Source organism: Cupriavidus phytohabitans (assembly GCF_017815025.1).
In the GTDB taxonomy this organism is placed as follows: domain Bacteria; phylum Pseudomonadota; class Gammaproteobacteria; order Burkholderiales; family Burkholderiaceae; genus Cupriavidus.
On sequence record NZ_JAGIQB010000048.1, the window covers coordinates 43,324 to 56,218 of the forward strand.

The following is a 12,895-nucleotide window of genomic DNA, read 5'->3' on the forward strand; positions in this document are numbered from 1 at the left end:
GCATGCAGCCCTTTTCCTACGCGCGGCCCGACACCGTCGACGAAGCGCTGCAACTCGGCAGCCAGGCGGGCGCGCGCTATGTCAGCGGCGGCACCAACCTGATCGACCTGGTCAAGGCGGGCGTCGAAGCGCCGCGACAGCTGGTCGACGTAAGCCGCCTGCCGCTGGCGCAGGTCGAGACGCTGCCAGACGGCGGCCTGCGCATCGGCGCGATGCTTACCAACACCGACGCGGCCAACCAGCGGCTGGTGCGCGAACGTTATCCGCTGCTGGCGCAGGCGCTGCTGTCCGGCGCCTCGGGGCAGCTGCGCAATATGGCGACCGTCGGCGGCAACCTGCTGCAGCGCACGCGCTGCCACTACTTCTACGACACGGGCTTCCCTGCCTGCAACAAGCGCAAGCCCGGCTCGGGCTGCGGCGCGCTCGACGGCATCAACCGCATGCACGCGATCCTTGGCGCCAGCGAGCACTGCATCGCCGTGCATCCGTCAGACATGTGCGTGGCGCTGGCCGCGCTCGAGGCCGTCATCGTCGTGCGCGCGCCCGGCGGCGAGCGCCGCATCCGGATCGCCGACTTCCATCGCTTGCCGGAAGACAAGCCCGAAATCGACACGACGCTGGCGCCGGGCGAACTGGTCGTGGCCCTGGAGCTGCCCCCCTCGCCGTACGCCGCCCATGCGCACTACCTGAAGGTGCGGGACCGGGCCAGCTTCGCCTTCGCGCTGGTCTCGGTGGCCGCGGCACTCGAGTTTTCCGGCCATACCGTGCGCAGCGCGCGGCTGGCGCTGGGCGGCGTGGCACACAAGCCCTGGCGCGTGCCCGCCGCCGAGCAGGCGCTGACCGGCCGGCCTCTGAGCGCGCACAGCGCTGCCGACGCCGCCCGCCTGCTGCTCGATGGCGCCCGGTCCTATGAGCACAACGCCTTCAAGGTCGGGCTGGCGCAACGCGCCGTGGTGCGCGCGCTGCAGGTGGCGGCCCGCCCGCAAGGCACTTGAAGGAGCATGGCAATGAGCGTTACCGGGGCCCCCATCGACCGCACCGACGGCGTGCTCAAGGTCACCGGCCGCGCACGCTACACAGCCGACCATGTCCTGCCGGGACTGGTCCACGCGGTGATGGTCACCAGCACCATCCCGCACGGCAAGGTGGAATCGATCGACAGCGCCGCGTGCGAGCAGTTGCCGGGCGTCCGGCTGGTCATGACACCCTTCAACGCGCCGAAGCTGCCCAAGGGCGGCAAGACCGGGGCCGATACGCCGACCGCCGGCCACGTGATGTCGCTGCTGCAGGACACCACGGTGCACTACAACAACCAGCCCATCGCCGTGGTCGTGGCCGATACGCTGGAGCAGGCGCGCGATGCGGCGGCGCGGCTGGTGGTCCGCTATCGCGAGCAGCCGGCCGTGTTGGACTTTGCGCAGGCGCGCGTGCACGCCGGCAAGCCGCAGGGAGAAGACGCCGGCCAGGCCGACAGCCATCGCGGCAATGTCGACGCCGCGCTACATGCAGCGAGCACGACCATCGACGAGGTCTACACCACGCCGATGGAGCACCACAACCCGATGGAACCGCATGCCACCATCGCCGCCTGGGACGGCGACGGCCTCACGCTGTACGACTCCACCCAGTACGTCACCGGCGTGCGCAAGGCCGTAGCGGCCACGCTCGGCATCCCGGCCGGCAAGGTACGGGTGCGCTGCCCCTTCGTCGGCGGAGGCTTCGGCTGCAAGGGTTCGATGTGGTCGCACGTGGTGCTGGCGGCCATGGCCGCGCGCGCAGCCGGCAGGCCGGTCAAACTGGTGGTCGAACGCGTGCAGATGTTTGGCCCGGTGGGGGCGCGGCCAGTCACCGAGCAGCACGTGGTCGCCGCCAGCGGTGGCGATGGCCGCCTGAAGGCGCTGCGCCACGACGTGGTCAGCAATACGTCGATGATCGAGGAATGGCTTGAGACCTGTGCCGTGCTGACGCGCTCGCTGTATGCCTGCCCCAACCAGCAGACCAGTCACCGGCTGGCGCGGCAGCATATCGGCACCACCACCTTCATGCGTGCGCCGGGCGAAGCGCCTGGAAGCTTTGCACTGGAGTGCGCGCTGGATGAACTGGCCGCACGGCTCGGCATCGATCCGGTCGAGTTGCGCCTGCGCAACCACGCGGATGCCGATCCGCACAAGCAGAAGCCCTTCTCCAGCAAATCGCTGCGCGAATGCTATCGCGTGGCGGCAGAGCGCTTTGACTGGTCGCGCCGCGATCCGAAACCGCGCTCGATGCAGGCCGACGGCAAGCTGGTCGGGCTGGGCATGGCCACCGCCACCTATCCCGCCAACCGCTCGGGCGCGAGCGCCATGGCGCGGATCCTGCCGGATGGTACGGCGCTGGTGCGCAGTGGTTCGCAAGACCTGGGTACCGGCACCTATACCGTGATGACACAGGTGGCCGCCGACGCGCTCGGCCTGCCGCCGGAGCGCGTGCGCTTCGAACTGGGCGATACGGATTTTCCGGAGGCGCCGGTTTCGGGCGGTTCGCAATCGGTGGCCAGTGTCGCGCCGGCGGTGCAGCAGGCCGCCACCGCAGTGCGCGGCAAGCTGGTGGCGCAGGTCGTGGCCGACCCCGCCTCGCCGCTGTCCGGCGCGCGCCCGGATGACGTGGAAGTCGTGGACGGCTGGCTGCGGATGCGCAGCGATCCGTCGCGCCGCGAGCAGGTCGGCGCGGTCATCACGCGCGCCGGCGGCCAGGTCATCGAAGCCCACGCCAGCGCCGAGCCAGGCGATGAGCGCAAGCAATACTCGATGCATGCCTTCGGCGCGGTCTTCGCCGAGGTACATGTCGATCCCGACCTGGGCGAGATCCGCGTGCAGCGCGTGGTCGGCTGCTACGACGTGGGCCGCGTGCTGAACCGCAAGACCGCGCATAGCCAGCTGGTGGGCGGCATCGTCTGGGGCATCGGCATGGCGCTGCATGAGAAGAGCGAGCTGGACCTCGCCACCGGCCGCGTGGCCAACGCCAACCTCGCCGAATACCATGTGCCGGTCAGCGCCGACGTGGGCGAGATCGAGGTCGACATGCTGGACGGGTACGACCCGCATATCAATGCGCTGGGCACCAAGGGCATCGGCGAAATCGGCATCGTGGGGGTTGCCGCAGCCATTGCCAATGCCGTGTACCACGCGACCGGACGGCGCGTGCGCGACCTGCCGCTGACGGCCGACAAGCTGCTGGGCTGACGCCCGGTGGGTAAGCTTGTGGTTGCGCAAGCGCCCATCCGATGGAAAGATGTCGCCCACGGGCCCCGTGCCCGCAACCTGTCCGCCCGCCCAGCGGGCCTGGAGGCTGCCGTGACCGTATCCGCCCCGAAGCGTCCGTCCCCGTGCCTCGCCATCCTGATGGCGGCTTCCGCCGCCGCGCTCTGCCCCGCCGCGGCCAGCGCCCAGACCCCGGCGCCGCTGGCCGAATGGCAGTTCTCGGCCGGTATCCCGCTGCAGAAGCTGTTCCAGGACGACATCCCGGACTGGCAGGTCCGCCTGGGCGCCGCGGCAATGTTGCGGCCGCGCTATGACGGGTCGTCGGAATACATCGTCGTGGGTGGTCCCAGCATCGATATCCGCTACCGCGATCTCGCTTTCGCTTCGATCGGCGAAGGGCTCGGCGTCAATGTGCTGCGCGGCAAGAACTGGCGCGCCGGCATTGCGCTGACGTACAACCTTGGCCGGCGCGGGCAAAATGATTCGCCGCACCTGGACGGCATGGGCAATATCAACCCCGCGCCGGAAGGCAAGCTGTTCGCGGAATACGCCGTATCTAAGGAATTCCCGCTGGTGCTGCGCATCGATGCACGGCGCAGCCTGGGCGGCAGCGATGGCTGGGTCGGCGACATCGGTGCCTATATGCCGATGCCGGGCAGCTCGGAGAGGTTCTTCTGGTTTGCAGGGCCGACCGTCACGCTGGCCGATTCGCGCTACATGAACGCCTGGTACGGCGTCAGCCAGTCGCAGGCCCGGGCCAACCGGCCCGCGTTCCACGCGCGCGGCGGGATCAGGTCGTATGGGTTCGGCGTCAGTGCGGTGTGGTACTTCACCAGGCATTGGTTTGCCACGTCTGACGTGGCCATCTCGCAGCTCACGGGGGATGCGGCGGATAGCCCGATCACGCGGAAGGCGACTAATGGGGTTTTTGATTTTTCTATTAATTATGAGTTTTGAGGGTGCGGGTTGGGGGTGATGGGTTAGGTTTTTGGAGTGCCTGCGGCTGGGCTGCGCGCCGGCAGTATCAACGGTCAGGGGCACTGGCACAGAACGCGTCGCTGCGCTCGCTTGGCCTCTGAGGGTACTAAAATAGCGGAAGAGTTCGGCACCGATTGCGCACATCGAGTCATCTGTCCTCGAACCCAGTGTGGGGGGTCGCCAAATATCGCCGGGCACGTCCGCCTTGAGCGTTGCAACCATCTGGAATAGCGACATGGTCACAGTCAAACATGAAGATCTTAGTGAGTCCCTGGACTTCGTCAGCTTTGGGGAGCCGCTGGAGCACAACGCCGCCTATGTCTCGCTCGATACGGGCAAGATCTATTGGACATCGGACTTCATCGACGCTGCAGATGAGGAACTTCCTGCCGACCTGGAGACTTCTGACCGCTACCTTGCGGTTCCGGATAAAAACGAACTCGGTCTTGGCAGAAATCTCGTCCTGCGCTTTATCGATCAAGAACTGCCTGCGTGTTATGAGCAAATCGAAGGATTCTTTCGGCGCAAAGGCGCTTATGCGCGCTTCAAGGACTTGCTCGAGCGCCAAGGCAAGCTGGAACGCTGGTATGCGTTTGAAGCGGAGTCTCTCAAAAGCGCGCTGAGGCAATGGTGTGCCGAAAACGAGCTGGAGATGATTGAGTAGTGGTGGCTCTCATCGAGACCCAAACGGCTCGGTAAAAGCAGGCGGTTTCTGCTATTGCGCCTGCGACAGCCGCTCCTGTATCGCCTTTGCAAGCTCCATCAGGGGCTGGGCCAGCGCGGCCTCAACCTCACCCGCATCCTGCTGCGTGGATACGCTGACGTTCAACACATGGACGCCATAGGCGTCAAAGCGCATTGGCGTGGCCATGGCCACGACCTGCGGTTGCCATGAGGCAACGCAGTAGCCCTTCTCATGCACGGAAGAGACCGCGGCTTCGATTTCCCGCCGTAGTTGGGTCCAGCCGCGGCGCCGGTGCTTCTCGGCCATGGACGCCATCATCGCGTTGAAAGCCTGTGGTGCCAGCGTTGCGAGATGCGCGCGGCCAAGGGAGGTCAGCGCCATGGGGATGCGCTGACCACTTACCACCGTACGCAAGGACTGGCGCCGGTTGTAGCGGAACGACTCGAGGTAGACCATCTCGTCCGTGTCAGCGACCGCCAGTCCGACATTGATCTTGTGCCGCATGGCAAGCGCTACCATCAACGGTGTCGCGGCCTGCAGAACCCGCGAGCTGTCGCGCATGGCATGCGCCATGCTGAGGACCGGCACACCGAGCCGGTAGGCGCGGAACTGCGGGATGTACTCGAGCATGCCGGTCTCGATCAACGACTGTGTCAGGCGGCTGACCGTCGATCGGGACAAGCCGGTGCGCTCGGCAATTTCACTGTTGCCGAGCACGGATGAGCCGGCGCGGAAGGCGCGCAGGATAGCGATGCCACGTTCGAGCGAGCGATTGGGCGTCGCCTTGCCCTGGCCTGGCTTGATGCGTTCGGTGTTGACGATGCTGTTTGGCATGACAGGAAATCATACCGCAGGCCTTGTCAGATCTTGTCGTTGCCGGCCAGCACCGCAACACCATCGGCGGCCACCACGCCTTGCCTCTGGGGCAGGACGAACAGCGGATTGATCTCAGCCTCCACCAGCCGCTCGCCAAGCGTGGCGACCATGCGCGAGAAGGCGACGATCGCGTCGGCCAGCGCCTCCACATCGGCCTTCGGCCGGCCACGGAAGCCCTGCAGCAGCGGGACCGTCTTCAAGCGACCGATCATCGCCAGCGCTGCCTCACGGGTCAGCCCGCGCCCGCCGGGCAGCAGCCGCAACGTGGTATCGCCGAACAGTTCCGCGGTCACGCCGCCCATGCCGAGCAGGATCGCGGTGCCGAGCGCGTCGCGGTGCATGCCAAGGATCACCTCGACACCGCCCTCGAGCATTTCCTGCACCAGGAAGCGGTGGGGCGCGATCCCCGTGGCCGACTGCACATCGCTTGCCATCTTTGCCAGCCGGCTTGCCACCTCCGCAGGCGGGACATTGACGGCCACGCCGCCGACATCGCTCTTGTGGGTGATCTCGGCCGACAGGATCTTCAGCACGACATTGCCGCGGAAAGTTTGTGCCGCCGCCGTGGCCTCGTCGCCACCGGCGACCACCACCTCCTTTGCGACCGGGACACCGAAACTGGCGAACAGGGTCTTGGCCGCGGCTTCGTCGATCGAGCCGGTGCCAAAGGCGGCGAGGTCCGGCAACGGCAGCGTGGGGCTACCGGCCATCGGCGTGGTGTCGCAAAGCGGCGGCATCCTCGGCGCCTTGCTGTCACGTGCCGCGGCGCGCGGCATCGGCCTGTCCAAGCTGGTTTCGACCAGCAATGAAGCCGACCTGGCTTTGTTGGAGACAGCTTAGGCCTTGCCGGGCGATTCCACAGCCCCACAATTCCACTGTATGGAATTCAATCGGGAAAGGAAATGCATGGAGTTCGTCGTCGGACAAGTGGCGCTGATTGGGGAACGTGTCACGTCACCGAGCGGGAATGGAGAGGGCCGCGCTCCGGAACTGATTTTTATAGCGGCAATGCCGGCAATGCCGGCAATGGGGAAAGCCGGTAATCAATGGAAATCCCGACTCCCCACCATCAACCTCCCCAGCATCGGACTCAAATCCACCAGCTCCCTGGCCACCAGGTGCTGTATGTCCCCCTGCCGCTGCCAGGTACCCACCACGCCCAGCAAGGCCGCGCCCAGCACCTCCTTGCGCTGGCGCTCGACCAGGTCTGGCCACAGGATCAGGTTGATGCTGCCGGTCTCATCCTCGATGGTCGCGAAGATGGTGCCGCTGGCCGTAGCGGGCCGCTGGCGTACGGTGACGATGCCGCAAGCGCGCACGTGCCGGCCGTTGCCGCAGCGCGCGAGCTGGCTGGCGGTGGCAAAGCGCATGGCCGCCAGCCGTGGCCGCAGCAAGGCCAGCGGGTGCGACTTGAGCGACAGCCCCAGGCTGGCATAGTCTGCCGCGACGTCTTCTCCGAGCCGCGGCGCGGGTAGTGCCAGCGCGTCCTCGGCGGGCGGGGCTTCATACAGCAGATCGCGGTGCGCCGCGTGCTCAGCCGCCGCACGTGCCTGCCACCGCGCCTGCCGACGATGACCAGCAAGCGGCGCCAGCGCGTCTGCAGCGGCCAGCGCGTCGATATCATGCCGATCCAGCGCGGCACGCAGCGCCAGGTCTTCCACGCTGTCGAACGCACGCTTTGCACGCGCATCCTCGATCCGCAGCGCGGCCTCCTTGCGCATGCCCTTGACCCGGTTCAGGCCGAGACGCACGCACGGCGGCGCATCGGCCACCACCGGCTCCAGCGTGCTTTCCAATCGGCTCAGCGTGACATCCACCGGCAATACCACCACATCATGCCGCTGCGCATCCTGCACCAGTTGCGACGGCGAATAGAACCCCATTGGCTGGCTGTTCAGCAGCGCGCACAGGAAGGCCGCGGGATGGTGGCACTTGAGCCACGAACTCACGTACACCAGCTTGGCAAAACTGGCCGCATGGCTCTCCGGGAAGCCGTATTCGCCAAACCCCTCGATCTGCTTGCAGATCGCCAGCGCGAACGATTCCGGGTAGCCATTGCCGGTCAGCGCGCGCACCAGCGCGTCCTGGTGCTGACGCAAGTCGCCGCGCCGCCGCCACGCGGCCATCGAGCGCCGCAGCTGGTCGGCCTGCCCCGGCGAGAAACCGGCGGCGTCGATGGCCAGCTGCATCACCTGCTCCTGGAAGATCGGCACGCCCAGCGTGCGGCCCAGCACCTTCTCGATCACGCTATTGAAATAGACCGGCGGCTTGCCGGTGCGGCGGAATGCTTCGCGACGCTTCAGGTAGGGATGGACCATGCCGCCCTGGATCGGGCCGGGGCGCACGATCGCCACTTCCACCACAAGGTCGTAGTATTCGCGCGGCTGCAGCCGCGGCAACATCGACTGCTGCGCGCGCGATTCGATCTGGAACACACCGATGGTGTCGGCCTTGCAGATCATGCTGTAGGTCTCTTTATCCTCCTTCGGGATGTCTTCCATGCGCGCCGGCAGGCCCGCGCGCGCGGGATCCTCGCTGGAGTTGGGGATCATCTCCAGCGCGCGCCGGATCGCCGACAGCATGCCGAGCGCCAGCACATCGACCTTGAGCAGGCCAAGCGATTCCAGATCATCCTTGTCCCACTGGATCACGCTGCGGTCCACCATGGCCGCGTTCTCGATCGGCACCAGCCGCGACAGCTTGTGGCGCGCGATCACGAAGCCACCCACGTGCTGCGACAAGTGGCGCGGAAAGCCGCGCAGCTGCGCGGTCAGACTAGCCCACTGCTGCACCGCCGGCGAGTCGGGATCGAGACCGTAGCGCGTGATCTTCTCCACGAAGCCGGGGCCGTCCCACCAGGCCTGTCCCTTGACCACCTGCTCGACCACGCTCGCGTCGATGCCCAGCGCGCGGCCCACGTCGCGCAGCGCGCTGCGCGATCGGTAGGTGATCAGCGACGCCGCCAGCGCGGCACGGTGGCGGCCGTACTTCTGGTAGATGTACTGGATCACCTCCTCCCGCCGCTGGTGCTCGAAGTCGACGTCGATATCGGGCGGCTCATCGCGCTCGCGCGACAGGAAGCGGCCGAACAGCAGGTTGGCCTGCTCGGGGCTGACCTCGGTCACATACAGGCAGAAGCACACCAGCGAGTTGGCGGCCGAGCCGCGGCCCTGGCACAGGATGCCGTTGGCGCGCGCAAAGCGCACGATGTCGTGCACGGTGAGGAAGAATGGTTCGTACTGCTTTTCCTCGATCAGTTGCAGCTCTTCCTCCAGCTGCTTTTCCCATTCCGGCTTCAGGCCATTCGGAAAACGTTCGGCCTTGCCGCGCTCCACTTCGTCGCGCAGGTAAGAGATCGGCGTAAAGCCCGGTGGCACCAGTTCCTCGGGATATTCATAACGCAGCATGCCCAGCGAGAAATCGCACTGCGCGGCAATCTTCAGCGTCTGCGCCAGCGCATCGCGCGGGTACAGGCGCGACAGCACCTGGCGCATGCGCAGGTGCTGCTCGGCATTGGGCGCCAGCGCCATGCCGCATTCGGCCAGCGGCTGGCCGAGCCGGATCGCGGTCATCACGTCGGACAGCGGCTTGCGCGAGCGCACGTGCATGGTGACCGCGCCGGCGGCGGCCAGCGGCACGCCGGTCTGCGCCGACACGGCTTCCAGGCGCGCGCGGTGCAGCCCGTCGGCATGGCCCTGCAGCAACTCCAGTGCGATCCACGCGCGCTCGCCGAAGACGTCGCGGCACCACTGCGCCTGTTCGCGCAGCAGCTCGGGATCGGCGCAATAGTCGGGCAGCAGCAGCGCCAGGCAGCCCGGCATGCCGCGCAGGTGGGCTTCGTCGCCGGTTGGCGCGGCGATGTCTTCGGGATGCAGCCGGTAGCTGCCCTTCTTCGCGCGGCGGCGGCCCAGCGTGATCAGTTCGGACAGGTTGCCAAAGCCGTCGCGGTGCCGGGCGATCAGCACCAGCCGCAGCGGCGGGCGATCGGAGCCATCGGAGCCATCGGCCGGCGGCAGGCTGAAGCGGCTGCCGATCAGCAGCGCGAAGCCGTCGGCGGCGGCGGCCAGCGCCTGCAGCCGCTGGTGGCGGCTGGCGTGCGCGGCAGGGTCGTCCTCGTTGGGTTCGGCATCGACCTCTGGATCGAGCAGCGGCTCGTCGATGTCTGCCTCCGCGCCGCGCGCCGCGCTGCGTGCCACCGCGTCATGCAGGCGCTTGCGCAGCGTCTGGATCGCATCGTGGGCGCGCGCGGTGCCGGCCACCGAGCATTCATCGGTCAGCGCCAGCCCGCGGTAGCCCAGGCCGAAGGCGCGTTCGATCAGCTCGCCCGGGTGCGAGGCGCCGGTGAGGAAGGTGAAGTTGGAGATGCAGTGCAGCTCCACGTAGTCGGGCAGCGCCGGCAGCAGGCCGGGCAGCGAAGGGATCGCCGGCGTCATGCGAACAGTCCGTGCAGGAACCAGCGGTACTCGCTGCCCTCGTCCGCGCCGTGGCCGGGGCGTTCGCGATAGATCCAGCAGCGCAGGCCGTCGGCGCGCTCGGCGATGAAATAATCGCGCGTGGCCAGCGCGCCGTCCCACCAGCCGGCCTCGATGCGCTCGGGCCGGCTCAGCAACGCCAGCGGCCCGCCGTGGCTGGGGCGGTGCTGCTGCACCGGCAGCGGCAACGGTTGCACCAGCAGCCACAGCGGACGCTCCGGCAGCGGGCCCGGCATGGCGGCGGCCTTGCCGCCGGGATAGGGTTCGTCGACCGGCACCCAGCGGTTGGCGCGCTCGGGCCGGTGGTCGGCCAGCGGGCGCGGCTGCAGCACGTTGTCGCGGCCCAGCCGCGCCATCAGCGTATCGAGCAGGCGGCCCAGGTCTTCCGGCGTGCCGCCGGGTTCGGGGAACAGCGCGTCGCTCTGCGGCACGCAGGCCTGCATCGCGTCCACGCGCAGCGCCAGGCCGGTGACCGGGGCGTGGAAGTTGAGCTTGTCGAGTTTCTCGCGCAGCAGTCGCGACAAATGCGCGGGATCGCGGCTGGGCTGGGCCAGGCCGAGCGCGACCGGAGTTCCTTCGGTATCGACGCCGCGCCGGTAGCGCTCATGCTCCAGCACCAGCACGCAGCGCGTGACGCCGGCCTGCAGCAGCGCCAGCCAGCCGGTCAGCGCCAGCAGCAGGCGCTGCGCGCCGGCCAGCACGCCTTCGGCGGATTCGATGCGCCCGGGCAGGTCCATGCGCTGCGCGAACGTGGGCGGCGCCGCGTACCAGGCAAAGCGCGCCGGGGCCTCGCCATAGGCCTGGTCCAGCCGCGCCAGCAGCGCGGGGCCCAGCCGCCGGGTCAGGCCGGCGCGCGGCAGGCGCCGCACCTCGCCCAGCGTGCGGCAGCCGATGCCGTCGAGCCAGGCCGGGTCGGCCAGCGTGTGCAGCGCCTCGACCGGCAGGCGGTCGAGCAGCCGATGCAGCCGCGCCATGCCCACCGCCCGGCGCGCGGGCCGCACCACGCCGCGGCGGCTGCGCCGCAGCGGCTGGCGCGCCAGCCAGGCGGCGCCGTGCGCGGTCGGGCCGCTGCCCACCTGCGCAATGGTGCCGAGCTGGCGCACGCAGGCGCGCACGGCGCGGCACAGCGCGCGGTGGCCGCCAAAGAGGCGCAGGCTGGCGGTGACGTCGAGCATCACGGTGGCCGATTCCGGCTCCTCGTCGAACGTCACGGCCGGCGTGAAGCGCAGCAGCGCCAGCGCCACCGTTTCCATCAGCGCCTCTTCCGCAACCGGGTCGCGTTCCAGCTGCACGATGTCCGCCGACAGCGCCTGCACGCCGCCGCGGCGCATGCCGTAGCGCACGCCCAGCTGCATCGCGGGACCGTTGGCCAGCACCACCTGCTCCTGCGCCATCACCGCCACCGGCAGCGCATGGTGCAGCGTGCCGGTGGCGGAGGATGGGCTGCAGGCAGCTGGCTCAGGCCAGGTGGGCTGCAGTGCGTCCAGGGGCAGGCGCGGCAGGTGCACCGCGATCCAGTACGGCATCGGGAGAAGACTGAGAAGACGAAGACACAACGGAACGCGCAGCGGCCGGGGCGCCGGCGGGCACGGGCCAGGCGGCCGTGCGCGTGGCCGCTTCCATCCCGCCCAGGCGCAACAGCAACGGGGTATCGCGCACCGGGCCGCGCCGCTTGTGGAAGGTGATCGACAGCACATTGCCGGGTTGCGGCGCCAGTAGCAGGCGCAGCACCGCCGGCGACGACTCGCGCAGCGCCGCGGCCGGGCGCAGCGCCCACACCACCGCGTCGCCGGCCTGGGCCAGCACCTGCAGCCGGCGCAGCGCCTCGGGCCGGGCCGTGGGCAGCCACACCAGCACGCCGCCGAAGGCCTGGCTGCGCAGTATCTGTTCGGCCGCCCACAGCATGTCGGCCTGCCCGGTGACCTGGGAGCCCTTGGCCGCGCCCGCGGGCGGGCGCAGCCAGTACAGCTGGCGCGCCGGCAGCCCGGCCGCGGCCAGGCCCATCGCATTGGGCAGGCAAGGCGGCGCCACCAGCGCGATGCGGCGCCCCGCCCCGGCCAGCACGCGCAGTGCCGGCAGCAGCAGGCGCAGTTCGCCCGCGCCGCCCTGCGTGGTCAGCAGTTCGGTCAGTCCGCCCGCCGGCCAGCCGCCGCCGGGCAGTTCGGCCGAGAGCGCGTCATATCCGGTCGGGCACACCGCGGCGCTGCCGGCACGGCCAAGCTGGCCGGCGCGCCACAGGCCGGGATGGCGCTGCTCGAGCGCCGACAGCGCCTGCTGCCGCGTAGCGGGGGCTGCGGGGGCTGCTGGGGTTGCTGTGGCTGCGGGGCCGGCCGGCCTCGGCGCAGGGAAAAGAAGACCCTCCGCCGCCGGCGGGGCTGCGTACGATTGCGCAGGCATGTGAAGTCAAAGTCCCCCACGGAAAGTGAGGACATCGGAGATTTACGATAACTGTATATTTATACAGTATCCCGCGCAAGCGCAAGGGGTAGGCGTGCGAAGGACGCCCAATGCAGGGGAACCGGAATTAGTCAGTATGACTCCCCTAGGGTGGGGCAAAAGGCTGGCCTCCCGCGAGGAATCAAACGCGGGTTAGCATGACTGCCAGAGCCGCACGGTGTGGACAGTGCCACACCCAGGCGATTTCC

General features: G+C 68.6%; 8 protein-coding genes and 2 pseudogenes. 5 read left to right on the plus strand and 5 right to left on the minus strand.

Translation table 11 applies throughout. The features are described from left to right. Positions 1 to 2 precede the first annotated feature (2 nt). The 4 genes from J8I34_RS26740 (at position 3) to J8I34_RS26755 (ending at position 4,881) form a co-directional block, all read left to right on the plus strand. On the plus strand, positions 3 to 995 hold the full coding sequence (locus J8I34_RS26740) for an FAD binding domain-containing protein (RefSeq protein ID WP_029049686.1): 993 nt from the start codon (positions 3 to 5) through the stop codon (positions 993 to 995). Positions 996 to 1,007: 12 nt separating this feature from the next. Beyond that, complete coding sequence (locus tag J8I34_RS26745; protein WP_209807383.1) at positions 1,008 to 3,221, plus strand: xanthine dehydrogenase family protein molybdopterin-binding subunit; 2,214 nt, start codon at positions 1,008 to 1,010, stop codon at positions 3,219 to 3,221. Between the two features lie 159 nt (positions 3,222 to 3,380). After that, positions 3,381 to 4,196 carry a MipA/OmpV family protein gene (locus tag J8I34_RS26750; RefSeq protein ID WP_209776329.1) on the plus strand — a complete coding sequence of 272 codons (816 nt, stop codon included), beginning with the start codon at positions 3,381 to 3,383 and terminating at the stop codon, positions 4,194 to 4,196. A 256-nt stretch (positions 4,197 to 4,452) separates the two neighbouring features. Further along, entirely contained in the window at positions 4,453 to 4,881 is a 429-nt protein-coding gene (locus tag J8I34_RS26755; RefSeq protein WP_209807384.1) for a UPF0158 family protein, read from the plus strand. Positions 4,882 to 4,932: 51 nt separating this feature from the next. Here the strand turns inward: J8I34_RS26755 and J8I34_RS26760 are convergent, their stop codons facing one another. Together J8I34_RS26760 and J8I34_RS26765 are read right to left on the minus strand one after the other, a co-directional pair. Beyond that, on the minus strand, positions 4,933 to 5,736 hold the full coding sequence (locus J8I34_RS26760; protein WP_209807385.1) for an IclR family transcriptional regulator: 804 nt from the start codon (positions 5,734 to 5,736) through the stop codon (positions 4,933 to 4,935). 26 nt (positions 5,737 to 5,762) lie between these two features. Further along, positions 5,763 to 6,482 (minus strand): annotated as a pseudogene (locus tag J8I34_RS26765) (acetate--CoA ligase family protein); the annotation flags it as partial. Positions 6,483 to 6,486: 4 nt separating this feature from the next. Between J8I34_RS26765 and J8I34_RS26770 the strand changes: the two are divergent. After that, positions 6,487 to 6,609: pseudogene (locus tag J8I34_RS26770) on the plus strand (hypothetical protein); the annotation flags it as partial. Between the two features lie 212 nt (positions 6,610 to 6,821). Here J8I34_RS26770 and J8I34_RS26775 read toward each other — a convergent pair. The 3 genes from J8I34_RS26775 to imuA are packed head-to-tail and all read right to left on the minus strand — an operon-like array spanning position 6,822 to position 12,647. After that, positions 6,822 to 10,211: an error-prone DNA polymerase gene (locus J8I34_RS26775; RefSeq protein WP_209807386.1), complete on the minus strand. Its 3,390-nt coding sequence runs from the start codon at positions 10,209 to 10,211 to the stop codon at positions 6,822 to 6,824. Next, positions 10,208 to 11,776: a Y-family DNA polymerase gene (locus J8I34_RS26780; RefSeq protein WP_209807387.1), complete on the minus strand. Its 1,569-nt coding sequence runs from the start codon at positions 11,774 to 11,776 to the stop codon at positions 10,208 to 10,210. The genes J8I34_RS26775 and J8I34_RS26780 overlap by 4 nt, the downstream gene beginning before the upstream one ends. Then, positions 11,709 to 12,647 carry a translesion DNA synthesis-associated protein ImuA gene (gene imuA, locus J8I34_RS26785; protein WP_209807388.1) on the minus strand — a complete coding sequence of 313 codons (939 nt, stop codon included), beginning with the start codon at positions 12,645 to 12,647 and terminating at the stop codon, positions 11,709 to 11,711. Before imuA ends, J8I34_RS26780 begins: the two co-directional genes overlap by 68 nt. Positions 12,648 to 12,895 lie beyond the last annotated feature (248 nt).